The organism is Metallibacterium sp. (assembly GCF_054637675.1).
The window spans coordinates 1-23,812 of the sequence record NZ_JBTSRB010000047.1 but is presented as its reverse complement, the minus strand read 5'-3'; the positions used below and the strand labels follow the sequence as shown (position 1 = coordinate 23,812).

Annotated in this window: 21 protein-coding genes and 1 pseudogene; 7 read left to right on the top strand and 15 right to left on the bottom strand. The window is 66.8% G+C overall.

The genetic code is table 11. From position 1 onward, the window contains the following. Positions 1–168 precede the first annotated feature (168 nt). The gene (gene parC / locus ACYDAT_RS12635) at positions 169–2,409 is read right to left on the bottom strand and encodes a DNA topoisomerase IV subunit A (RefSeq protein ID WP_461450517.1); all 2,241 of its coding nucleotides are present in this window, start codon (positions 2,407–2,409) and stop codon (positions 169–171) included. A 114-nt stretch (positions 2,410–2,523) separates the two neighbouring features. On the opposite strand from parC, the gene uvrB reads away from it, so the two are divergent. After that, positions 2,524–4,554: an excinuclease ABC subunit UvrB gene (gene uvrB / locus ACYDAT_RS12630; protein ID WP_461450515.1), complete on the top strand. Its 2,031-nt coding sequence runs from the start codon at positions 2,524–2,526 to the stop codon at positions 4,552–4,554. Between the two features lie 4 nt (positions 4,555–4,558). Here uvrB and ACYDAT_RS12625 read toward each other — a convergent pair whose 3' ends face one another. Further along, on the bottom strand, positions 4,559–5,128 hold the full coding sequence (locus tag ACYDAT_RS12625) for an N-acetylmuramoyl-L-alanine amidase (protein WP_461439003.1): 570 nt from the start codon (positions 5,126–5,128) through the stop codon (positions 4,559–4,561). 125 nt (positions 5,129–5,253) lie between these two features. Here ACYDAT_RS12625 and ACYDAT_RS12620 point away from each other — a divergent pair, with 125 nt between their 5' ends. From ACYDAT_RS12620 to ACYDAT_RS12610, 3 genes are all read left to right on the top strand, one after another. Next, positions 5,254–5,781 carry an alpha/beta hydrolase gene (locus ACYDAT_RS12620; RefSeq protein WP_461450513.1) on the top strand — a complete coding sequence of 176 codons (528 nt, stop codon included), beginning with the start codon at positions 5,254–5,256 and terminating at the stop codon, positions 5,779–5,781. Continuing rightward, positions 5,778–7,952, top strand: coding sequence for a bifunctional 23S rRNA (guanine(2069)-N(7))-methyltransferase RlmK/23S rRNA (guanine(2445)-N(2))-methyltransferase RlmL (rlmKL, locus tag ACYDAT_RS12615; protein WP_461450511.1), 2,175 nt, complete (start codon positions 5,778–5,780; stop codon positions 7,950–7,952). The genes ACYDAT_RS12620 and rlmKL overlap by 4 nt, the downstream gene beginning before the upstream one ends. A gap of 80 nt (positions 7,953–8,032) precedes the next feature. Further along, positions 8,033–8,602, top strand: coding sequence for a hypothetical protein (locus tag ACYDAT_RS12610; protein ID WP_461450509.1), 570 nt, complete (start codon positions 8,033–8,035; stop codon positions 8,600–8,602). A 26-nt stretch (positions 8,603–8,628) separates the two neighbouring features. Here the strand turns inward: ACYDAT_RS12610 and rnhB are convergent, their stop codons facing one another. From rnhB to ACYDAT_RS12545, 13 genes are all read right to left on the bottom strand, one after another. Next, positions 8,629–9,258 (bottom strand): ribonuclease HII, encoded by a 630-nt coding sequence (rnhB, locus tag ACYDAT_RS12605; RefSeq protein ID WP_461450507.1) that lies wholly within the window; start codon positions 9,256–9,258, stop codon positions 8,629–8,631. Further along, entirely contained in the window at positions 9,255–10,451 is a 1,197-nt protein-coding gene (gene lpxB / locus ACYDAT_RS12600) for a lipid-A-disaccharide synthase (RefSeq protein WP_461438999.1), read from the bottom strand. Before lpxB ends, rnhB begins: the two co-directional genes overlap by 4 nt. Before the next feature lie 12 nt (positions 10,452–10,463). Next, on the bottom strand, positions 10,464–11,237 hold the full coding sequence (gene lpxA / locus ACYDAT_RS12595) for an acyl-ACP--UDP-N-acetylglucosamine O-acyltransferase (RefSeq protein ID WP_461450505.1): 774 nt from the start codon (positions 11,235–11,237) through the stop codon (positions 10,464–10,466). Further along, complete coding sequence (fabZ, locus tag ACYDAT_RS12590; protein WP_461450503.1) at positions 11,234–11,701, bottom strand: 3-hydroxyacyl-ACP dehydratase FabZ; 468 nt, start codon at positions 11,699–11,701, stop codon at positions 11,234–11,236. The genes lpxA and fabZ overlap by 4 nt, the downstream gene beginning before the upstream one ends. Next, a complete protein-coding gene (lpxD, locus tag ACYDAT_RS12585) occupies positions 11,698–12,732 on the bottom strand; it encodes a UDP-3-O-(3-hydroxymyristoyl)glucosamine N-acyltransferase (RefSeq protein WP_461438996.1) in 1,035 nt (344 codons plus the stop codon). Before lpxD ends, fabZ begins: the two co-directional genes overlap by 4 nt. A gap of 12 nt (positions 12,733–12,744) precedes the next feature. Beyond that, on the bottom strand, positions 12,745–15,054 hold the full coding sequence (gene bamA / locus ACYDAT_RS12580) for an outer membrane protein assembly factor BamA (RefSeq protein WP_461450501.1): 2,310 nt from the start codon (positions 15,052–15,054) through the stop codon (positions 12,745–12,747). Positions 15,055–15,114: 60 nt separating this feature from the next. After that, positions 15,115–16,470: an RIP metalloprotease RseP gene (gene rseP, locus ACYDAT_RS12575; RefSeq protein ID WP_461438994.1), complete on the bottom strand. Its 1,356-nt coding sequence runs from the start codon at positions 16,468–16,470 to the stop codon at positions 15,115–15,117. 10 nt (positions 16,471–16,480) lie between these two features. After that, complete coding sequence (gene dxr / locus ACYDAT_RS12570; RefSeq protein WP_461450499.1) at positions 16,481–17,668, bottom strand: 1-deoxy-D-xylulose-5-phosphate reductoisomerase; 1,188 nt, start codon at positions 17,666–17,668, stop codon at positions 16,481–16,483. Next, complete coding sequence (locus ACYDAT_RS12565) at positions 17,665–18,498, bottom strand: phosphatidate cytidylyltransferase (protein ID WP_461450497.1); 834 nt, start codon at positions 18,496–18,498, stop codon at positions 17,665–17,667. Before ACYDAT_RS12565 ends, dxr begins: the two co-directional genes overlap by 4 nt. Next, on the bottom strand, positions 18,485–19,219 hold the full coding sequence (gene uppS, locus ACYDAT_RS12560; RefSeq protein ID WP_461450495.1) for a polyprenyl diphosphate synthase: 735 nt from the start codon (positions 19,217–19,219) through the stop codon (positions 18,485–18,487). The genes ACYDAT_RS12565 and uppS overlap by 14 nt, the downstream gene beginning before the upstream one ends. A gap of 11 nt (positions 19,220–19,230) precedes the next feature. Continuing rightward, on the bottom strand, positions 19,231–19,794 hold the full coding sequence (frr, locus tag ACYDAT_RS12555; protein ID WP_461438990.1) for a ribosome recycling factor: 564 nt from the start codon (positions 19,792–19,794) through the stop codon (positions 19,231–19,233). A gap of 39 nt (positions 19,795–19,833) precedes the next feature. Continuing rightward, complete coding sequence (pyrH, locus tag ACYDAT_RS12550; protein ID WP_461438989.1) at positions 19,834–20,559, bottom strand: UMP kinase; 726 nt, start codon at positions 20,557–20,559, stop codon at positions 19,834–19,836. Positions 20,560–20,627: 68 nt separating this feature from the next. Further along, on the bottom strand, positions 20,628–21,575 hold the full coding sequence (locus ACYDAT_RS12545; RefSeq protein ID WP_461438988.1) for a LysR family transcriptional regulator: 948 nt from the start codon (positions 21,573–21,575) through the stop codon (positions 20,628–20,630). Positions 21,576–21,680: 105 nt separating this feature from the next. Here ACYDAT_RS12545 and ACYDAT_RS12540 point away from each other — a divergent pair, with 105 nt between their 5' ends. The 3 genes and pseudogenes from ACYDAT_RS12540 to ACYDAT_RS12530 all read left to right on the top strand — a co-directional run. Next, entirely contained in the window at positions 21,681–23,159 is a 1,479-nt protein-coding gene (locus ACYDAT_RS12540) for a ribulose-bisphosphate carboxylase large subunit (protein WP_461450493.1), read from the top strand. 15 nt (positions 23,160–23,174) lie between these two features. Continuing rightward, entirely contained in the window at positions 23,175–23,609 is a 435-nt protein-coding gene (locus ACYDAT_RS12535) for a ribulose bisphosphate carboxylase small subunit (protein WP_461450491.1), read from the top strand. A gap of 91 nt (positions 23,610–23,700) precedes the next feature. Further along, a pseudogene (locus ACYDAT_RS12530) lies at positions 23,701–23,812 on the top strand (ribulose-phosphate 3-epimerase); the annotation flags it as partial.

The window sequence follows — 23,812 nt, the reverse complement described above, 5'->3', positions numbered from 1 at the left end:
GGAGTGACGAGCTGTGGGAGCGCGGGGAGTGACGAGCTGTGGGAGCGCGGGAGTGACGAGCTGTGGGAGCGCGGGAGTGACGAGCTGTGGGAGCGCAGGAATATCAGACACAGTGCGCAACATGCGACCGCGCAAGGGCTACCCGCACCGGGCGCTGCGCGTCACCGTTCAGTCCGTCACGGCCTCGATGCGATCCACACCGCGCAGACCGCGCGGCAGTAGACCGCCGCGGCTGGCGCGCGCGCCACCATAGGCGACCAGATCGGACCACTTCAGGCCCAGCTTGCGTTGCCCGGCGTACAGCGTGACCGCGCCGCCCTCGGCCACCACCGCGATGCCGACCACGGTCTCGCCCTCGGCGCCGCGCTTGGCTTTGGGAATCTCCACCAGCTTGAGGCCCTTGCCGCGCTCCAGCTCGGGCAATTCGGTCACCGAGAACATCAGCAGATGCCCGGCGCTGGTCACCACGACGAGGCGGTCGCGCGCGCTGTCCTGCACTGGCGCCGGTGCCAATACGCGCGCGCCGTCATCGATGTTCAACACCTGCTTGCCAGCCTTGTTGCGGCCGCTGAGCGCCTCCAGCGTGGCGACGAAGCCGTAGCCGGCCGAGCTGGCCAGCACCACGCGCTGCTGCGCATCGCCCAGCACCAGCGCCTGCACTTGCGCGCCGGCCGGCAGGCTGAAGCGCCCGGTCAGTGGCTCGCCGTTGCCGCGCGCCGAGGGCAGGGTGTGCGCGGGCGTGGCGTAGCTGCGTCCGCTGCTGTCGAGGAAGATCGCCTGCTGCGTGCTGCGTCCGCGCGCGGCGGCCAGGTACGCGTCGCCCTCGCGGTAGCCCAGCGCGACGGCGTCCACGTCGTGACCCTTGGCCGCGCGCACCCAGCCTTTTGCGCTGAGCACCACGGTCACCGGTTCGGCGGCGATCAGCGCGCTCTGGTCCAGCGCTTGCGCGGCCTGGCGCTCGATCAGCGGGCTGCGCCGCGCGTCGCCGTAATGTTCGGCATCGCTGCGCAGCTCGTCGCGGATCAGCCCGCGCAGCTTGGCCGGCGATTTCAGCAGCACGTTGATGCGCGCGCGCTCCTGCTCGAGCTGGTCGCGCTCGGCGTCGAGCTTCATCTCCTCCAGCCGCGCCAGTTGGCGCAGGCGCGTTTCCAGGATGTAGTCGGCCTGCACCTCGCTGAGCGCGAAGCGCTGCATGAGCACCGGCTTGGGCTCGTCCTCGCTGCGTACGATGCGGATCACCTCGTCCACATTCAGGAACACCGCGCGCAGGGCCTCGAGCAGGTGCAGGCGGCGCTCGATCTTGTCCAGGCGATGGCTCAGGCGACGCGTGACGGTATCGATGCGGAAGCGCAACCACTCGCCGAGGATGGCGCGCAGATCTTTCACTTGCGGCTTGCCGTCCAGACCGATCACGTTGAGGTTGATGCGGAAGCTCTTTTCCAGATCGGTGGTGGCGAACAGGTGCTGCATCAGTTCGTCGGCATCGATGCGACTGGAGCGCGGCACCAGCACCAGACGGATGGGTTTTTCGTGGTCGGATTCGTCGCGCAGATCCTCCAGCAGCGGCAGCTTCTTGGCGCGCATCTGCGCGGCGATCTGCTCGAGGATCTTGGCCGGGGACACCTGATAGGGCAGCGCGGTGATGACGATGTTGGCGTCCTCGCGCGTGTACACCGCGCGGCTGCGCACCGAGCCGTTGCCGCTGGCGTACAGCGCGCGCAGCTCGTGGCGCGGGGTGATGATCTCGGCGGCGGTGGGAAAATCCGGGCCGCGCACGTGCTCGCACAAGTCGTCCAGCGTGGCGTGCGGATCTTCGAGCAGGCGGATGCAGGCGCTGACCACCTCGCGCAGATTGTGCGGCGGGATGTCGGTGGCCATGCCCACGGCGATGCCGGTGGCGCCGTTCAACAGGATGTGCGGCACACGCGCCGGCAGCCATGACGGCTCCTGCAGGGTGCCGTCGAAATTGGGCGTCCATTCCACCGTGCCCTGGCCGAGTTCGCCCAGCAGCAACTCGGCGATGGGTGTCAGTCGTGACTCGGTGTAGCGCATCGCGGCGAAGCTTTTCGGATCGTCCGGCGAGCCGAAGTTGCCCTGGCCGTCGATCAGCGGATAGCGGTACGAAAACGGCTGCGCCATCAGCACCATGGCCTCGTAGCAGGCACTGTCGCCGTGCGGGTGGAACTTGCCGATCACATCGCCCACGGTGCGCGCGGATTTTTTCGGCTTGGAGCCGGCGTCCAGACCCAGCTCGCTCATCGCGTAGATGATGCGCCGCTGCACCGGCTTGAGACCGTCGCCGATGAACGGCAGGGCGCGGTCCAGCACCACGTACATCGAGTAATCGAGATAGGAGCGCTCGGCGAAGTCCTTGAGCGGGATCTGTTCGAAATTGGGCTGCGTGTTCATGCCGGCAACTGCGAGGCCCGACGCGGGCGAGACCGGCATTATAGGGAGCGCTTGCAGCGCGCCGCGCCGCGGCGTGGACGGTGTCCGCACCGGCGCGGGTTAAACTGCGCGACGATGAGCGACCGCTTCGAACTCGTGGCCCCATACCAGCCCGCCGGCGATCAGCCCGATGCCATCCGTCGCCTGGCGGCCGGCTTCGAGGCCGGGCTGGCGCATCAAACGTTGCTTGGCGTCACCGGTTCGGGCAAGACCTACACCATCGCCAGTGTCGTGGCGCTGGTGCAAAAGCCTACCCTGGTGATCGCGCACAACAAGACTTTGGCGGCGCAGCTCTACGGCGAGTTCAAGGCGTTCTTTCCGCGCAACGCGGTCGAGTATTTCGTCAGTTACTACGACTACTACCAGCCCGAGGCCTACGTGCCGTCCTCGGACACGTACATCGAAAAGGACGCCAGCCGCAACGAGCACATCGAGCAGATGCGTCTGTCCGCGACCAAGGCGCTGCTGCAGCGCAAGGACGCGCTGATCGTGGCCACGGTGTCCTCGATCTATGGCCTTGGCGATCCCAACGAATACTTTCGCATGGTGCTGCACCTGGTGCGCGGTGACCGCATCGACCAGCGCGAGCTGATCCGGCGCCTGACCGAGATGCAGTACACGCGCAACGAGATGGACTTGCGCCGCGGCAGCTATCGCGTGCGCGGCGAGGTGGTGGACGTGTTTCCCGCCGAGAACGACGCGCACGCGCTGCGCATCGAGCTGTTCGACGGCGAGATCGAAAACCTCGCGGAGTTCGATCCGCTCACCGGCGAAACGCTGCGCCGCCTGCCGCGCTGCACGGTGTTTCCCGGCTCGCACTACGTCAGCACGCGGCGCACCGTGCTGCAGGCCATCGACACCATCAAGGAAGAATTGCGCGAACGCCTGGAGCAGCTTTATGCCGCGGGACGGCTGGTCGAGGCGCAACGCCTGCAGCAGCGCACCCAGTACGACCTGGAGATGCTGGCCGAGGTCGGCTATTGCCAGGGCGTGGAAAATTACTCGCGCCACCTCACCGGGCACATGCCCGGCGAGCCGCCGCCGTGCCTGTACGACTACCTGCCCGCCGATGCGTTGCTGGTGGTGGACGAATCGCACGTCACCATCCCGCAGCTTGGGGCGATGTACAAGGGCGACCGCTCGCGCAAGGAAACCCTGGTCGAGTTCGGTTTTCGTCTGCCCTCGGCGCTGGACAACCGGCCGCTCAAGTTCGCGGAATGGGAGCGGCGCGCGCCGCGCACCATTTTCGTTTCAGCCACGCCCGCCCGCTACGAGCTGGAGCACTCGCGCGGTGAAGTCGTCGAGCTGGTGGTGCGTCCCACCGGGCTGGTCGATCCCGAGATCGAGGTGCGCCCGGCACGCACCCAGATCGATGATCTGCTCGGTGAGATCCACGCGCGCGTGGCGCTGGGCGATCGCGTGCTGGTGACCACGCTGACCAAGCGCATGGCCGAGAACCTCACCGAATTTCTCGACGAGCACGGCGTGCGCGTGCGCTATCTGCACGCCGACGTGGAAACCGTGGAGCGTGTGGAGATCATCCGCGACCTGCGCCTCGGCGCCTTCGATGTGCTGGTCGGCATCAATCTGTTGCGCGAAGGCCTGGACATGCCCGAGGTATCGCTGGTGGCGGTGCTGGATGCCGACAAGGAGGGCTTTCTGCGCTCCACCACCTCGCTGGTCCAGACCGTTGGCCGCGCCGCGCGCAACCTGCGCGGCACCGCGATCCTTTACGGCGACCGCATCACCGCATCGATGCAGGCGGCGATCGACGAAACCGCGCGTCGCCGCCACAAGCAGGCCGAGTACAACGCGGCGCACGGCATCACCCCGCGCAGCGTGCACAGCGCGGTGCGCGACATCATGGAGGGCGCGCGCGACGCGGCGCCGATGCCGGGCCGGCGTGGGCGCACGCGCGGCGGCGAGGCGCAGGCCGCGCAGCAGTTGCACGCCGTGCGCGAGGCGCTGCCGCCGGCGCGGATCGACAGCGAGATCAAGCGGCTGGAGGCCGCCATGCTGCTGCACGCCGAGAATCTGGAGTTCGAGGAAGCCGCGCAATTGCGCGACGCGATCGCGCGTCTGCGTCAGGCGCAGCCGGCGGTGTAGTGCATCAGTCTTGCGTTGTGGCGGGACGCAGGCGTTGCAATGGCAGATCGTGCAGCGCCCAATCCCATGGAAATCGCGGTCCCGGATCGCGCTTGCGCCACACGCTGATGCGCGCGTCGTCGCTGGCCGGCACGCGTTCGTGATCCAGATCCTCGTGGCCGGCGATGCCATGCAGGCTGGGCAACGCGGCGCGCAGTGCGCTCAGCAGCTCGCGCAGCGCGTCGATCTGCGCTTCGGAGTAAGCCTCGGTCATGTCCTGGTGGCGGCTGTCCAGCCAGTGCGGCCAGCGTCCGCGGTTGACCAGCTCGATGCCGATGGAGCGCTCGTTGTAACCGCGCGTGTGGTGTGCCACGCGATCCTCGGACACGAAGCGATAACTGCGCCCGTCGCGGTCGATGTAGTAGTGACCGCTGTTACCGCCGCCGCCCGGATACAGCACGCGCTCGCCGTATTCGCGCGCGCTGGCCAGGTCGGGCAGTTCGGTACAGTGCAGCACGATCAGGTCGATGGCCGCCAGCGCGCGCGGCGCCAGCGTTTCGACATAGGGCAGGGGCCAGTGGATCACGGCGCTCATGGCGCCTAGTGTGGCATGCGCGGAGGCGGGCGCATGGCCTGATAACATTCGCGCATGTCGATCAAAACAAGCGTTGGCGCGGCGCATGGGGCGCGTGCATCACTGTCTGTACATGGAGTTGTGCGTTGAGCGCGTCGCGCGGCTGCGTGGTGCTCTCGCACGGCCTGGAAAGCGGACCGCAGGCCACCAAGGTCGGCGCGCTGGCCGCGGTAGCCGAGGCGCTGGGCTGGCGCACGCTGCGCCCGGATTACCGCGATCTGGATGCGCAAGGCCTTGCCGCGGCGACGTCGCCGCGACTGGCACGCCTGCGCGCGGCGATTCCCGCGCACGAGTCTTGCGTGCTGGTCGGCTCCAGCTTCGGCGCTTTCATTTCCGGGTTGGTGTCCCGCGAGCTGCTCGTGCGCGGATTGTTTCTGCTGGCCACGCCGCCGCTGATTCCCGGCCATGCGCAGGCCTTCGCCATGCGCGAGGGTGTTCCGGTCTGCCTGGTGCACGGTTGGCGGGATACCCTGTGCCCGGTCGAGGCGATATTCAATGTCGCGCGCACCTATCGTGCCGAACTGCTGCTACTGGACGATGATCACCGCTTGGGCGCACATGTAGATGCCATTGCCGCGCACTTCGCACGATTTCTGGCGCGCATCGCCGCATGAGCACGCTGTTCATCACTTGCGCCAAGGGGCTGGAAGAACTGCTGCGCGATGAGCTGACCCAGTTGGGGCTGGTGGATGCGCGCGCCACGGTGGCCGGTGTGTACGCCGGCGGCGGGTTGGAGGCGGCTTATCGCGTGTGCCTATACTCGCGTCTGGCCAGCCGCGTGCTGCTGCCGCTGGCGCAGTTCGCGGCTGGCGCTGCGCGTGACCTGCACGCCGGCGTGCAGGGCATCGACTGGTCCACGCTGCTGGCGCCCGATGGCAGCCTCACGGTCGATGCCAATCTCAGCCAGAGCGCGCTGACGCACAGCCAGTTCGCCGCGCAAACGGTCAAGGATGCCATCGTCGATCAGTTCCGCGACGCCTGTGGCGTGCGCCCCAGCGTGGATCGCGAGCAGCCCGACGTGCGCGTGAATCTGCACGTGCGCCGCGATCAGGCCGCGCTGTCGCTGGATCTGTCCGGTGCGCCGCTGCATCAACGCGGCTGGCGGTTGCAGCAAGGTGCCGCGCCGCTCAAGGAGAACGTCGCCGCGGCCATGCTGTTGCGCGCGCGCTGGCCCGAAACGTATGCCGCCGGTGGCGTGCTGTTCGATCCGATGTGTGGCGCGGGCACCTTGTTGATCGAGGCCGCGCTGATGTCCGCCGGCGTCGCCCCCGGGCTGACGCGCGTCGCCTTCGGCTTCGAGCGCTGGCGCGGTCACGATGCCGCGTTGTGGCAGCGCTTGCGCGCCGAGGCCGAGCAGTCCGCGCGCGCCGGACTGGCCGCGCTGCGTCCGCTGTTTCATGGCCGCGACCGCGATCCGGCCGCGCTGGCCGCCGCGCGCGGCAATGCGCAGCGTGCCGGCGTGAGCGGCTTCATCCAGCTTGAGCGCGGCGATGTCGCGCACATGGCGGCGCCGGTTGCGGAAAGCACCGGATTGCTGATCAGCAATCCGCCCTACGGCGAGCGCCTGGGCGAGATGCCCGAGGTGCTGGCGCTGTACCGCACGCTGGGCGAGCGCCTGCGCGCTGAATTCGGCGGTTGGCGCGCGGCGCTGCTGTTCGGTGAACAGGGTGATGGCCACATGATCGGTCTCAAGCCCGAACGCAGCCAGCGCCTGTACAACGGCGCGCTGGCCTGCAACTTGCTGCAGTTCAGCGTGCACGCCGAGCGCGTGCAGCGCGCACCAGCGCCGCTAGCGGAGCAGGTGCTGATGCTGGTCAACCGTTTGCGCAAGCGCGAGCAGCACTTGCGCAAGCGCCTGCAGCGCGAGGGCATCGATTGTTATCGCATCTACGACGCCGATCTGCCCGAGTACGCGGCCGCGATCGATGTTTATCTCGCGCGCGAAGTGGACGGCGAGGCCGCCGCCGCGCCCGATACCGTGCCGCAACGCTGGCTGCACGTGCAGGCATATCAGGCGCCGGCCGCGATCGAGCCTGGTCTGGCCGCGCGTCGCCTGCAGGATTTGCTGCGCGCCGCTGCGCATCAGCTTGAAGTGCCGCGCGCGCGCATCGCCCTGAAAACCCGCGCGCGCGGCCACGGCGGCGCGCGCTATGGACGCTTGGATGCGCGCGCGCACTGGCTGGAGGTGCGGGAGGGTGGGCTGCATTTCCGCATCAATCTGTTCGATTACCTCGACACGGGTCTGTTTCTCGATCACCGCAACGTGCGTGCGCGGTTGCGCGCATTGGCCGCCGGGCAGCAGGTGCTCAATCTGTTTGCCTACACCGGCACCGGCAGCGTGTATGCGGCAGCAGGCGGCGCGCTGGGCACGACCAGCGTGGATTTGTCCGCGACCTATCTCGAATGGGCAACATGGAATCTGCTGCGCAATGGTTTTCGCGGCGCGGCGCATCGTCTGGTGCAGGCCGATGCGCGCATGTTTCTTGCCGCCGATACGCGGCGCTATGGATTGATTTATGTCGATACCCCGACGTTTTCCAACTCCAAGCGCGCCGATGATTTCGACGTGCAGCGCGATCATGTGGACTTGCTGCGCGCCTGCGCGGCGCATCTGACGCCGGGTGGGGTGATCGTGTTCTCCAACAATTTCCGGCGCTTCCGGCTGGATGCTGATGCGCTTGCGGCGGCCGGGCTGGGCATCGAGGACTGGAGCCAGCCCAGCGTGCCTTTCGATTTCACCCGGCGCAGCAATATCCACGGCTGCTGGCTGCTGCGCGCGCGCTGAGCTGCGGTGCACTACGGCAAAGCCGGTTCAGTGATGGCTCAGAGCCGGCGTCAGAGGATGCACGCACACGGGAGAACGCCATGAACGCATCCTCAAACAAAACGCGTCGTCTGGGTCTGATGCTGGTTGCGGCACTGACGCTACTGGCTGCACCACTGGCCATGGCGGATGGTCTGGGTTTCAGCCTCGGCCTGTTCGGACCCGGCTATGGCCTCGGCTATTCGGGTTGTGGCGATTGCCGCGACGGCGGATTCGTCAGCGGCTACATGAACTCTGGCTGGGGCTGGGGTGATCGTGGCTATGGCGATGACGACGGTGGTGACTATTATCCCGCGCCGGTTTACTACCAACCGGCACCGGCCTACTACGGCTACGAGCGCGTTTATCGGCGGCCGGTGGTCGAGCGCGTTTACACCAGGCGTTACTACTCCTCGGATGACGGCTGGCGCGGTCGTTGGCGCGAGGGCGACCGCGGCTACTGGCGTAACCATGATGGGCGTGGTTATCGCGGTGACCAGCGCGGCGATCACGGCTACTGGCATGACCGGGGTCGGCGCGATGAAGGACGCGGCCAGCGCGGTGGCGATGGGCGCCGCGGCGGTGATCACGGTTACTGGCGCGATCGCAATGGCGGTGGCGGCCGCGGTTGATGCGGGCACGGCGTTGATACGCTGACTCAGCGCACGCCGCAGCGCGCCACTGGCGCAAAGCTGCGGCGATGCTCGCGGCAGGGGCCGAGTTGACGCAGGGCGGCGAGGTGCGCGGGCACGGGATAGCCCTTGTGCGCGGCGAAGCCATAACCGGGAAATTCGGTATCCAGCGCCAGCATGCGCCGATCGCGGCTGACCTTGGCCAGGATCGAGGCCGCGCTGATCGCCGGTTCCAGCGCATCGCCGCGCACCATGGCGCGTGCCGGGCAGGGCAGCGCGGTGGGCAGACGATTGCCATCGATCAGCGCAAGTTCGGGCAGCGGCAGCAGACCGCGCAACGCGCGCGCCATGCCCGTCAGCGTGGCCTGCAGGATGTTGATGCGATCGATCTCCGCGGCCTCGACGCTCTCGATGCAATACGCCAGCGCGCGTTCGCGGATGATCTCGAACAACGCCTCGCGTCGCGTTGGGCTCAGCGTCTTGGAATCGGCCAGGCCGACGATCGGTCGCGCCGGATCGAGGATGACCGCGGCTACCAGCACCGGCCCGGCCAGCGGCCCGCGCCCGGCTTCATCGACGCCGGCGATGCGCTGCGCAGCCATTGTGGCGCTGACGAATGGATCGGTGTTGTCGCCGCAAGCATGTCGGATTTTCATGTGGGTACGGCGAGCAGATCCAGCGCCGCGCGCGCGGCGGCTGACGCGGCCGTGGCCGCATCGGGCGCATGCAGCATGGCGTGCAGCGCGGGGAAAGCCGCACGCTGCATGGCGGCTGCGGCGGGATCGTCGAGCAGCGGGACCAGCGCTGCGGCGAGGCGTGATCCGGTGCATGCATCCTGCATCAGCTCGGGCACCACATCGTGGCCGGCGAGGATGTTGGGCAGGCTGTAGCGCGTGGCGCGCAGCAGGCCCAGGCGCTTGACGATGAAGTGGGTCAGCGGCGCGATGCGATAGCCGACCACCATCGGGCATTGCGCCAGCGCGGCCTCGAGCGCCGCGGTGCCGGAGGCCAGCAGCGCGGCATCGGCGGCGCGCAGCAGCAGGTCGGCCTGGCCGTCGAGTATGCGCACGCTGCTGACCGGCGGCGCTTGGTTGGCCAGTGCCGCTTCGATCTGCGCGCGCAGCGTGGCATTGGCAGCGGGAATCAGAATGTTCAACGCGGGACGCTGCGCATGCAGCCGCGCGGCGGCATCGAGAAATACTGGCAGCAGGCGTTGCACCTCGCCATGGCGGCTGCCCGGCAGCACGGCCAGCAGTTGCGCATCGGCGGCAATGCCGAGCGCGTCACGCGCGGCCGCGCGATCGTTATGTGCCGCGAAATGATCCGCCAGCGGATGCCCGACGAAGCGCGCATCGACGCCGTGACGCGCATAGATCGCCGGCTCCAGCGGAAACAGGCACAGCACGCGATCGGCGCTGGCGCCCAGCCTGGCCGCGCGGCTTTCGCGCCAGGCCCATACCGAGGGACTGACGTAGTGCGCGATCGGCAGGCCGGCGTGCTTGAGTCGTCGCTCCAGGCCGAGGTTGAAATCCGGCGCGTCGATGCCGATGGTCAGTGCCGGCCGCTCGTGCAGCAAGCGCCGCGCCAGATCGTGGCGCAGGCGCAACAGGCGCGGCAGGTGGCGCAGCACTTCGCTTAAACCCATCACGGATAGCTCGGCGATGTCGTGCCAGCAGTCCATGCCTTGCGCGCGCATGCGCGGTCCGCCGATGCCGACAAAGCGCGCCTGCGGGGCGAGCGCACGCAGCGCGTCAAGCAGTTTGGCGCCGAGCAGATCGCCGGAAGCCTCGCCGGCGATCAGCGCGATCAGAGGTCCGGGGTGTTGCGGGGGCGGCGCTGCGCTGTTCACGCGCGGTGGCGCTCAGCGCACCAGCGCGCGCTGGCTGGATTCGACGAACTGCAGCAGTTGCGCGACGTCGGCATTCTCGATGGCCAACTCACCCAGGCGCGTGCGCGCATCGCTCAGGCTCAGCCCGGCCATGTACAGCGCGCGGTAGGCGCGCTTGATCGCGGCAATGCGTGCGGCATCGAAGCCGCGGCGCTTCAGCCCTTCGATATTGACCCCACGCGGTTCGGCGAACTGGCCGGCGACGTAGCAGAACGGCGGCACGTCGCGATTGATCGCGGCGTACATCGCGGCGAAAGCGTGTGGGCCGACGCGGCAAAACTGATGCACGCCGGCGAAACCGCCCATGACCACGTGGTCACCGATCTCGACGTGGCCGGCGAGGGTCACATTGTTGGCCAGCACGGTGTGATCGCCCACCGTGCAATCGTGCGCGATATGCACGTAGGCCATGATCCAGTTGTCGTCGCCGACGTGGGTGCCGCCGCCGCCCTCGGCGGTGCCGCGGTTGATGGTGACGAACTCGCGGATGGTATTGCCGGCGCCGATCACCAGCTCGGTGCGCTCGCCGGCGTGCTTCTTGTCCTGCGGGTCGGCACCCAGCGAGGCGAACTGCCAGATGCGGTTGTCGCGGCCGATGCGCGTCGGACCAGAGATGACCACGTGCGGACCAATGTGCGTGCCGGCCGCGATCTCGACCTCGGCGCCGATGATGCTGTATGCGCCGACTTCGACATCCGCCGCGAGGCGCGCACCCGCATCGACCAGCGCGGTCGAGTGGATGCTCACGCGCTGCGACCCGCGCACATGATCTCGCAACTGGCGACCTCGACGTCGCCCACCAAAGCGCGCGCGTCGAACAAGCCCATGCCGCGCAGCATGCGTTTCATCTGCACATGCAGATCGAGGCGGTCGCCGGGCTCGACGATGCGGTTGAATCGCGCCCTGTCGACCTTGACCAGGTAATACAGTGCGTTCTCGTCGCGCACCGTGTCGGCAGGCAGCGAGAGTCCCACCAGCAGCCCCGAGGCCTGCGCCAGCGCCTCGATGATCAGCACGCCGGGCATCACCGGATGACCGGGAAAATGACCCTGAAAGAACGGTTCGTTGACGCTGACGTTCTTGTAGGCGTGGATGCTGGCATTCGGCTGCAACCCGATCACGCGATCGACCAGCAGAAACGGATAGCGATGCGGCAGAAGTTTCCGGATCGTGCCGATTTCCACCGGCAATGCGAAGCTTGTTGCAGTCATTTCGGGTGTCCTTTTTCCAGCGCGGCGATGCGGCGCGCGAGGGTGTCCAGTTGTTTCAGGCGCACAGCGTTGCGGCGCCAGTCGCGGTTGTCCTGCAGTGGCGTGCCCGAGGAATACTCGCCGGGCTCGCGGATCGAGTGCGTCACCAGTGTCATGGCGGTGATGGTAACGCGGTCGCACACCTCGAGATGGCCGAGCACGCCGGCGCCGCCGCCGATCAGGCAATGCCGGCCGATGCGCGCGCTGCCGGCCACGGCCGCGCAGCCAGCCAGAGCGGTATGCGCGCCGATATGCACGTTGTGCGCGATCTGGATCTGGTTGTCGAGGCGCACGTCGTCTTCGAGCACGGTGTCGTCAAGCGCGCCGCGATCGATGGTGGTGTTGGCGCCGATCTCGCAGTCATCGCCCACGCGCACACCGCCCAGTTGCGGCACTTTTTCCCAGTGATCGCCGGCCCACGCCAGACCGAAGCCGTCGCCGCCCAGCACCGCGCCGGGTTGGACTAGTACGCGCTGGCCGAGGCGCACGCGCAGCGCCAGGGTCACGCGCGCGACCAGGCGTGTCTGCGCACCGACCGCGCAATCCGGCCCGACCATGCACTGCGGGCCGAGAACGGCGCCGGCCGCGATGCGCGCCGTGGCGGCAACGAAGCATTGCGCGCCGATGCTGGCTGTCGCATCGACGTCGGCGCCCGGCTCGATGACCGCGCTGGCATGAATGCCGGGCACAGCCGCCGGTGCGCGTTCGAACAGCGCGGCGATGCGCGCATAGGCGAGGTAGGGATCGGCGCCGATCAGCGCCGACACCGGGCATTGCGCCGCCGCGTCGGCGCCCAGTACCACCGCGGCAGCGCGCGTGCCGCGCAGTTGCGCGGCATAACGCGTGTTGGCCATGAACGCGAGCTGCCGCGACGATGCCTCCGCCAGCGTGCCCACGCCCAGCACGCGCTGCGTGGGATCACCGCGCAGCGTCAGCCCGAAACGCTCGGCCAGCTCGTCAAGACGGTAACCGGCAATCGCATCCCCTGGCATGCGCGCCCCGGGTCAGAACGCCGAACCGAAAGTGAACTGCAGGTGCGAGATGAACGGAGCTTCTGCAGGGCTGTAGTGGACTGGGAGAGCGTAGCTGATGTCGATCGGACCAATCGGTGCGCGCCACTGCAGGCCGATGCCGACCGAAGAGGCGAGGCCGCCCCAATGGAATTGGCTGTAAGTGCTGAATACGTTGCCCATGTCATAGAACACGGCCACGCGCGCGGTATTGCTGTCCCTGAGGAAGGGCAAGGGCAGGAACAGGTTGACGGCACCTCGTACCTTGAACGAGCCACCGATCGGTTGTGCGATGCTGTAACCCGGCACGATTTCCTTCGGACCCAGGGTGTTGAGCTGGAAGCCGCGCACATCGGTCACGCCGCCAGCGTAATAATTTTGCCAGAATGGGAATGCAAAGTTGGAGTCCTTGCCGTAGGTGCTGCCGTAGCCGACGCTGCCGTTGAGGCCGAGCACGAAATGCTTGGGCAAGGGGAAGTAATTGCTCGATTGTGCGAACAGCTTGTAGTACTCCACCGTGGAGCCAGGCATGGCCACCTCGGCCGAGAGGTACTGCAGACCACCGCGGCTGGGCGTGAAGTAGCGGTTGCGCGTGTCGTGCGCGTAGGAAATCGTGCTGGTCCACGAGTGAATGGTTTTGTGGCCGATCTGGTTCTGGTAGTTGATCAGCGACTGTGGCGTCAGTCCCGGGTAGGTATTGATGACGTTGCTGCTCAGCCCGAGGCCCAGGTTGATGGTGTCGGTTTCGCTGATCGGGATGCCGATGTATGTGCTGAAGGCCTTGGTGTTGTAAAGATACGAAGCGATGTTGGCCTGGCCCTGATTCAACACGGTATAGCTGAAGTTGTAACCGAGGCTGATACCGCTCTGGGTGAAGTAAGGGTCGAGATAGCTGAAGACGTAGGACTTCAGGTAGCTGCTTTCCTGGATCTGCGCCGAAATCTGCTTGCCGGTGCCCATGAAATTGCGTTGGGACACCGACACGCTGCCGATGATGCCGGTGATCTGCGCATAGCCGAGGCCGAACTGCAGCGCGCCCGATGGTTCCTCCTTGACCTTGACCTTGAGATCGACCTGATCGGTGCTGCCAGGCACGCGCTCGTTCTTGATCGTGACCTTGGAGAAGAAACCGAGACGCTCCAGACGAATCTTGGAGCGATCGATGGCGGCTTGCGAATACCAGCCACCCTCGAACTGGCGCATCTCGCGGCGCAGGACCAGATCCTCGGTGCTGGTATTGCCCTCGAACACGATGCGGCGCACGTAGACGCGCTGCCCAGGCTCGATGAAGAAGGTCAACTCGACCGTGTGGTTTTCCTTGTCCAGCTTGGGCACCGGGGTGACCTTGGCGAACGCGTAACCGACGTTGGCCAGCAGCGCGGTGATCGCCTTGCTGGTGTACTCGGCCTTGGCGCGCGAAAAGGTATCGCCGGGCTTGAGCAGCACCAGCCTCATCAACGCGTCTTCGGGCAGCACCAGCTTGCCCAGCAGCTTGATCCCGGAAACCTTGTACAGATGGCCTTCGATCATGTTGGCCGTGATGTACATGTTCTCCTTGTTCGGGCTGATGGTGACCTGCGCCGAGTCGATCTGGAAATTGGCGTAGCCGCGATCGAGGTAATAATTCTGCAGGCGATTGAGATCGCCGGACAACTTTTCGCGCGAGTACTGGTCGTTGTTCGTGTACCACGAGTTCCAGCTCGGCGTGCCCGACTCCCAGTCCCCGCGGATCCGCTTGGAGGAGTAGACGTGGTTGCCGACCAGGTTGATTTCCTGGATGCGCGCGGCCTTGCCTTCGCGGATGTCGATGTCGATGGCCACGCGGTTGCGATCCAGACGCGTGACGTGCGGCGTGATGCTGACGTTGTACTTGCCGCGGTTGTAGTACTGGTGGGTCAGCTCCTGCTGCACGCGGTCCAGCGCCAGGCGATCAAAGGTGTCGCCCTCGGAAAGGCCTATTTGCTTCAAGCCGCTCATCAGCTCGCCGGTCTTGATGTCCTTGTTGCCGCGGATGTCGATCTTGGCGATGGTCGGACGCTCGACCACCTGCACCACCAGCACATCGCCCTGGCGATCCAGCGCGATGTCGCTGAAGAAGCCGGTGGCGAATAGCGCCTTGATGGTTTCCTTGGCGCCCTCTGCAGTGAGCGTCTCGCCCTTGTCCACGGGCAGATAACTGAATACGGTGCCGGGCGCGATGCGCTGCAATCCGTCGACGCGGATGCCTGAGATCACGAACGGCTCGAAGGCACGGGCCTTGGCCGCGAAACAGGCAAGCAGGATCAGGGCAGCAATACGCTTCATAAGGGTTCCGGTGGGTGAATCGGGCGCGACGGGGCGGTGCCGGGATGAAACCGGCGGGGCTCAGGAAATCAGACGCAGCAAGTCGTTGTAGAACGCCAGCCCCATGAGCGCGACCAGCAGCGCCATGCCCAGGTACTGGCCTGCCACCATGATCCGCACACTGACCGGACTGCCCTTGACCAACTCGATAAGGTAATACACGAGATGGCCGCCGTCCAAGATCGGGATGGGCAGCAGGTTCATCACCGCCAGGCTCAGCGAGACGATGCCGAGGAAGTACAGGAACCACGCCGGGCCCAGATCGGCCGAGGTATTCGCGTACTGGGCGATCGAGATCGGCCCGGAGATGTTCTTCAGCGACGATTGCCCGGTCAGCATGCGTCCGAGCATGGTCATGGTCTGCACGGTCAGGCGCCAGGTTTCGGCTACGGCTTGCGGGATCGCGGCCAGTGGATTGGCGCGCTGCACGGTGTCATAGCGCGCTTCGTAGGGCGCCGGGCTCACGCCCAGCAGCCACTCCGGTTTGCCATCGCCCAGAGTGGACAGGCGCGGGTGCGTGGCGAAATCGAGGGTCTTGCCGTCGCGCAGCACGCGCACATCCAGCACGCGTCCGGGGCCGGCATGGGCGTGCACCAGCGAGACGATGTCATTCCAGTCGTGCACCGGCTGGCCGGCGATCGCCATGATGCGATCACCCGGCCGCAGGCCGGCGGCGGCGGCCGCGCTGTCGGGCAGGATCTTGCCCAGCACCGGTGGGATCAGCATCTGCCTGGGCACCAGTCCGATGCGCAACATCGCCTGATCCTCGCCCAGCGCGGCGGGGATGTCCTGCAGCGGCAGGGTCAGCGCGCGCTGCGTGCCGGCCGGGGTACGCACCTCGATGCGCGTTGGCGCGCGTGCGCCCACTGCATCGGCCAGCGCCAGCGCGGCGCCGCTCCAGGACTGCACCTCGGTGCCATCGATACGCAGCAGGCGGTCGCCAGCCTGCACGCCGGCCTGCGCGGCCAGCCCCTGCGCGGCGCCGACGATGGGCAGGTAGTCGGGCTTGCCCACCACCAGCATGGCCCAGAACGCGGCCACCGCGAAGATGAAGTTGAAGAATGGCCCGGCGGCGACAATGGCCATGCGCGCCAGCACCGGCTGCGCGGTGAATTCGTGTGCACGCTGGTCGGCCGGCACCTCGTCCTCGCGCGCATCCAGCATCTTCACGTAGCCGCCAAGTGGGACCGCGGCGATCACGTATTCGGTGCCGTCGCGGCCCACGTGCGTCCACAGCGGCTTGCCGAAACCGATGGAAAAGCGCAGCACCTTCACGCCCACGCGTCGCGCCACCCAGTAGTGGCCGAATTCGTGAAAGGTGATCAGCAAGCCAAGGGTTACGGCCAGCCACCAGATGGAACCGAGGATTTCGTTCATGCGTGATGGTTCAACAGCACATTCGCGCAAGCATAGCGCGCGCCTTGGCACGCGCGGTTAAGTCACGGTGAATCAGGCTCTCCACATCGCGCACCGGTTCGGCCGGCAGGGCGTTCAGCACGGTCTCGATCAGGTCGGCGATGGCGAGGAAAGGCAGGCTGCCGGCGAGAAACGCCTCGACCGCGATTTCGTTGCTGGCATTGAGGATGGCCGGGGCATCGCCGCCCGCGGCCAGCGCCTGAAAAGCCAGATCGAGACAGCGGAAGGTCGCCGTGTCGGGGCGCTCGAACTCAAGCTTGCCGCGTGCCGCCAGATCCAGAAACGGCACCCCGGAGCTGGTGCGCTCGGGCCAGGCCAGCGCTTGCGCCAGCGCGGTACGCATGTCCGGGTGGCCGAGCTCGGCCAGCACCGCGCCATCGACGTATTCGACCAGCGCATGCACCAGGCTTTGCGGGTGCACCAGCACATCAATGCTGGCGACCGGCGCGCCGAACAACACATGCGCTTCGATGACCTCCAGCCCCTTGTTCATCAGCGTGGCCGAATCGACCGAGATCTTGCGCCCCATCACCCAGTTGGGATGCGCACAGGCCTGCGCTGGCGTGACATGGCCCAGCTCGCCGCGAGTGCGTCCGCGGAACGGGCCGCCCGAAGCGGTCAAAATCAGCCGTCGCACGCCAGCCGCAGCCAGATCCGGCGGGCGCCCGCCGGGCAGGCACTGAAACAGCGCGTTGTGCTCGGAATCCACCGGCAGCAATGCGCCGCCGCCTTCTTGCAAGGCCGCGTGCAACAGCGCGCCGGCGCAAACCGCCGATTCCTTGTTGGCCAGCAGCAGGCGCTTGCCGTTGCGTGCCGCGGCCAGGGTCGAGTTCAATCCGGCGGCGCCGACCACGGCCGCGAGCACGGTGTCGCACAGCGTGCCGGCGGCGGCCTGTTCCAGCGCGGCGGGACCGGCGGCCACCGTGCAGTTCACCTCCAGCGCCGCCAGACGCCGCGCCAGCGCGCCTTCCAGCGCCGGGTCGGTGATGATTGCCAGCTCGGGGCGAAAGCGTGCGCACAGCACCGCCAGAGCATCGACATTGCGGTGTGCGCTGAGCACGCTGGCGCGGTAGCGCTCGGGGTGGCGCGCGATGACATCCAGCGCGCTGCCGCCGATCGAGCCGGTGGCGCCGAGCACGGCGATGCGTTGCGGCGTCATAGTCCCAGCCACAGCTTGAGCAACACGAACACCGGCGCCGCGGCGAGCACGCCATCGATGCGGTCGAGCAGACCACCGTGCCCGGGAAACATGCGCCCCGAATCCTTCACCGCGGCCTGGCGCTTGAGCAGGCTTTCGCTGAGATCGCCAATGATCGAGAACGCCGTGCTGACCCATACCACGCCCAGCAGCGGCAGCAGATCCAGCCCGCGCAAGTCCAGCGCATAGCCGAACACCATGGCCAGCAACACGGCCAGGGCCACGCCGCCGGCGACGCCTTCCCAGGTCTTGCCGGGGCTGATCAGGGGCGCCAGCTTGCGCTGTCCGAAGCGCGTGCCGGCGAAATAGGCGCCGGTGTCGGCGGCCCAGACCAGCATCAGCGCCAGCAGCGTCCACACGTGCGCGTGCCTGCCGTCGCCATGCAACACGACCAGCGCCAGCCACGCCGGCAGCATCGCCGGAAGCACGAAGCCGAGCTTGATCCAGGCGTGTGCAGCGCGCGGCGCGGCCAGCCGCGTCGGACGCCGCAGCCACAACGGTGCCAGTAGCCAGGCGATCACGCCCAGCGCGATCACCACCGTGCCGGCCGGGGTGCCGCGCCAGAACCACAGGCCCAGGCACAGCGCTGCCATCAGTGCCAGCAGCAGGCTGCGCCCGGCGTGATTGCGAAAGCCCGCCAGCCGCGACCATTCCCATAGCCCCGCCAGTACCGCGCCAGTGATCGCCAGCGCGAACAGCCAGGTCGGCGCCAGCAGGATCAGCAGAATCGCCGCCGGCGCCAACAGCACCGCGGTGAGGGTGCGTTGGCGCAGTACCTCAGACGCCTGCATGCGGTTGTGCTCCGGTGCGGCCGTAACGGCGTTCGCGCGTGGCGTAGGCATCCAGCGCGGCATCCAGCGCGGCGGCGTCGAAATCGGGCCACAGCGTGTCGGTGAAATACAGCTCGGCGTAGGCCGCCTGCCAGAGCAGAAAATTGCTGATGCGATGTTCGCCGCCGGTGCGGATCAGCAGATCCGGCGGCGGCAGATCGGACAGCGTCAGGTGCGCGGCCAGATGCTGCTCATCGATCGCGGCCGCTTCGAGCAGCCCGTGTGCGACCTGCTGCGCCAGCGTGCGCGCGGCCTGCGCGATGTCCCAGCGCCCGCCGTAGCTGGCGGCGATGTTCAAAGTCAACGCGTCGTTGTTCGCGGTGCGCTGCATGGCCGCGTGCATGCGCTCGCGCAAGGGCGCGGCGAGAGCATCCAGCGCGCCGATGAAGCGCAGGCGCACGCCATTGGCGTGCAGCTCGTCCACCTCGCTGTCCAGCGCGCGCAGGAACAATTCCATCAGCGCGCCGACCTCGGCCTTGGGGCGCTGCCAGTTTTCGCTGGAAAACGCGAACAAGGTCAGCGCGGCGATGCCACGTTCGCGGCTGGCCTCGACTATGGCGCGCACCGCCTTCTGTCCGGCGCGGTGGCCCATATCGCGCGGGCGATGCCTGCGCTCGGCCCAGCGTCCGTTGCCATCCATGATGATGGCCACATGGCGCGGCAGCGTGGCGGTGTAGGTCATGCGCGAGCGCCTCAGAGCGCCATCAGCTCGTCTTCCTTGGCCTTGACCACGGCGTCGATTTCCTTGACGAAGCGGTCGGTGAGCTTTTGCACCTCGTCATCGCCGCGGTGCTCCTCGTCCTCGGTGATTTTCTTGCTCTTGGACAAGTCCTTGACCTGCTGCATGGCATCGCGGCGCACGCCGCGCACCGCGACCTTGGCGCTCTCGCCTTCGTGCGCGACATGTTTGGCCAGCTCCTTGCGGCGCTCCTCGGTCAGCGGCGGCAGGTTGATGCGGATCACGGTCCCGGCAGTGGTCGGCGTGATGCCCAGATCCGAGGCGAGGATGGCCTTCTCGATGACGCCGATCAGGGATTTTTCCCACGGCGTGATGGTCAGCGAGCGCGCGTCGGTGACGGCCACGGTGGCGACCTGGCTCAGCGGCACGTCGTTGCCGTAGTAGTTGATCTTGATGGTCTCGACCAGCGCGGTGCTGGCGCGGCCGGTGCGCAGGCGTTGCAGCTCGTGGCGCAGCGCATCGATGCACTTGGTCATGCGGGTTTGCGCGTCCTGCTTGATGTTGTTCAAATCGCTCATGCGTGGCCTCCGGAAAGGTGGCGATTGATGGGGGCGGTCTCAGCGCGCGGGTTGCACCAAGGTGCCGATGGGCTCGCCGCGCACGATGCGCATCAGGTTGCCCGGGCGGCCCATGTCGTAGATGCGGATCGGCAGGTCATGGTCGCGGCACAGGGCAAAAGCGGCGGTGTCCATCACCGCCAGCTTGCGCTCGATCACCTCGTCGTAGCTGAGCGTGTCGAAGCGCTGCACGTCGGCGTGGCGCGCCGGATCGGCACTGTAGATGCCGTCGACCTTGGTGGCCTTGAGCAACAACTGTGCGCCGATCTCGACCGCGCGCAGCGCGGCGGCCGAGTCGGTGGTGAAGAACGGGTTGCCGAGTCCGGCGGCGAAGATGGCGATGCGGCCTTTCTCGATGTGGCGGATGGCGCGGCGGCGGATGAAGTCCTCGCATACGTCGTTGATGCGGATCGCGCTCATCACGCGCACCTTGGCGCCGAGTTTTTCCAGCGCGTCCTGCAGCGCCAGCGCGTTCATCACCGTGGCCAGCATGCCCATGTGGTCGCCGGTGACGCGATCCATGCCGGCCGCGGCCAGCCCGGCGCCTCGGAAAATATTGCCGCCGCCGACCACCACGCCGATCTGCACGCCGGCGCCGTGCGCTTCGGCGATCTCGCCGGCCACGCGTTGCAGCACGATCGGATCGATACCGTAATCGGCGGCGCCGAGCAATGCCTCGCCGGAAAGTTTGAGCAGGATGCGGGAGTACTTGAGCGCGTCTGGCATGCGATCCTCGCGGCGGGCAAACCACGGCATTGTAAACGAGTGCCGCGCGCGAAAGTCTGTTTCGCGCATCAGCCCGGCTTTGATTCCGGCGTCGGCAGCAAGGCGGCGTCATGCGCGGCCAGCCACGTCTCGCCATGTTCGAGGATGAAATAGCGGAACGCCTCCGCCGCAGGCGCGAGTTGTCGCGCCTGCAGATGCACCACGAACCAACTGCGCATCAGCGGGGTGCCACGGATATCGAGCATGTGCAGCAGGCCACCGCGCAGCTCCAGGCCGATGGTGTGCAGCGACAACAGGCTGATGCCCAATCCAGCGACCACGGCCTGCTTCAGGGTTTCGTTGCTGGCGATCTCCATGGCCATGCGCGGCGCGATGTGCTGCGTGGCGAGGAAGTCCTCCAGCGCGGCGCGCGTACCCGAGCCCGACTCGCGCACCAGCAGAGGGAAAGCGTCGAGCACGCTGGACGGCAGGTGCGGCGCATGCGTCAGCGGGTGCCCGGCCGGCGCCACGAACACCAGCGGGTGCGCGGCAAAAGCTTCGGCGCGGGTGTCGATCTCGCGCGGCGGACGGCCCATCACCGCCAGATCGATCTCGCCGCCGTGCATCAAGGACACCAGATGCTCGCGGTTGTGCGCCACGCGCAGACGCAGCTCGACGCCCGGATGCTCGGCGTGGAAACGCGCCAGCATCTGCAACAGAAAGTATTTGGCGGTACTGACAAAGCCCAGGGTCAGCAGTCCGCGATCGAGGCGCTGGAAGCGCGCCATGGCGTCCTCGGCCTCCTTGTGCGCGGCCAGCAGCCGGCGCGCATGCACCAGAAAATACTCGCCGGCCGTGGACAGGCTCAGCCGGCGTTTTTCGCGATCGAACAGGCGCAGGCCGACCTGGGTTTCCAACTCCTTGATCTGCATCGACACCGCCGGCGGCGTGATGTGCAGCACTGCGGCTGCGCGCTGCACGCTGCCGTGCCGGGCGACCTCGGTGAACACGCGCAATTGGCGGAAGCTCAGGTTCATATATTAAGTATTTCATTAATTGAAAGCCAAGAAAATCTGACTTTACTTACGAAATGCCCGGCTTAGAGTTGGGCGCCTTGCTCCCGCGCCTGCCGAGGAATGCCCATGAGTTCTGCCGAGATCCATGCCGAAGCCACCGATATCACCGCCCACGCCAGGAAGCGCTACGCGGCGGGAGTGCTCAAGTATCGCCAGATGGGCTATTGGCAGCCCGATTATGTGCCGACGGAAACCGACACCATCTGCCTGTTCCGCATCACCCCGCAGGAGGGCGTCGATCCGGTCGAGGCCGCCGCGGCCGTGGCGGGTGAATCGTCCACCGCCACCTGGACCGTGGTGTGGACCGACCGCCTGACCGCTTGCGACAGCTACCGTGCCAAGGCCTACAAGGTCGAGCCGGTGCCGGGCACGCCCGGGCAGTATTTCGCCTGGGTGGCCTACGACCTGATCCTGTTCGAGGAAGGCTCGATCGCGAACATGACCGCCAGCCTGATCGGCAACGTGTTCAGCTTCAAGCCGCTGCAGGCCGCGCGCCTGGAGGACATCCGCATCCCCGTGGCCTACATCAAGACTTTCAAGGGTCCGCCCACCGGGTTGGTGGCCGAGCGCGAGCGCCTGGACAAGTACGGTCGTCCGCTGCTGGGCGCCACCACCAAGCCCAAGCTCGGCCTCAGTGGCCGCAATTACGGACGCGTGATTTACGAGGGTCTCAAGGGCGGCCTCGATTTCATGAAGGACGACGAGAACATCAACTCGCAGCCGTTCATGCACTGGCGCGACCGCTTTCTGTACGTGATGGATGCGGTCAACAAGGCCAGCGCCGCCACCGGCGAGGTCAAGGGCAGCTATCTCAATGTCACCGGCGCGACCATGGAGGACATCTATGAGCGCGCCGAATTCGCCAAGGAATTGGGCTCGGTGGTGATCATGCTGGATCTGGTCATCGGCTGGTCGGCGATCCAGAGCATGGCCAACTGGGCGCGCAAGCACGACATGATCGTGCACATGCATCGCGCCGGGCACGGCACCTACACGCGCCAGAAGAACCACGGCGTCAGTTTCCGCGTGATGACCAAATGGTTGCGTCTGGCCGGTGTCGATCACCTGCACGCCGGTACCGCGGTAGGCAAGCTCGAAGGCGATCCGCTGACCGTGCAGGGCTACTACAACTGCTGCCGCGACAGCTACACCCAACAGGATCTGCCGCGCGGCCTGTTCTTCGATCAGGACTGGGCGGACACCCGGAAAGTGATGCCGGTGGCCTCGGGCGGCATCCACGCCGGGCAGATGCACCAGCTCATCGATCTGTTCGGCGACGACGTGATCCTGCAGTTCGGCGGCGGCACCATCGGCCATCCCGCCGGCATCCAGGCCGGCGCCGTGGCCAACCGCGTCGCGCTGGAATGCATCGTCAAGGCGCGCAACGAGGGCAAGGATATCAAGCGGGATGGCCCGGCGATCCTGCAAAAAGCGGCGCAAACCTGCACGCCGCTGCAGCAGGCGCTGGAAACCTGGAAGGACGTGTCTTTCAACTATGCCAGCACCGATACCAGCGATTACGCCACCACGCCCAGCGTGGCCTGAGAGGAGCGCACCGCCATGATGACCAATCCCACCGGCCGCCTGACCCAAGGCCAGTTCAGCTTCCTGCCCGACCTCAGCGACGCCGAGATCAGCCTGCAGATCGAATACGGCCTGCGCAAGGGCTACGCCTGGAGCGTCGAATACACCGACGATCCGCACCCGCGCAACACGTTCTGGGAGATGTACGGCATGCCCATGTTCGATCTGCGCGATGCCGCCGGCGTGATGCTGGAGCTGCACAATTGCCGCAAGACTTTCCCGCACCACTACATCCGCATGATGGCCTTCGATTCCACGCGTGGCGTCGAGTCGATCACCATGAGCTTCATCGTCAACCGTCCGCCCAGCGAACCGGGCTTTGGCTTGCAGCGTCAGGAAACCGCCGGGCGCACGTTGCGCTACACGGTGACGCCCTATGCCACCACCAAGCCCGAAGGCGAGCGCTACTAATCGATCCTTTGGACAAGTCCATGCCGGACTTGCCAGAAGGCAAGCCCACAGCCCGGACTTGCTCGTTGGTTCTTCAGCGGAGTCGAGCAGCATGAGCAAACAGCCCAACATGATCGCGCCCTCGATCCTCGCCGCCGATTTCGCGCGGCTTGGCGATGAGGTGCGCGCGGTGCTGGCCGCCGGCGCCGACTGGGTGCATTTCG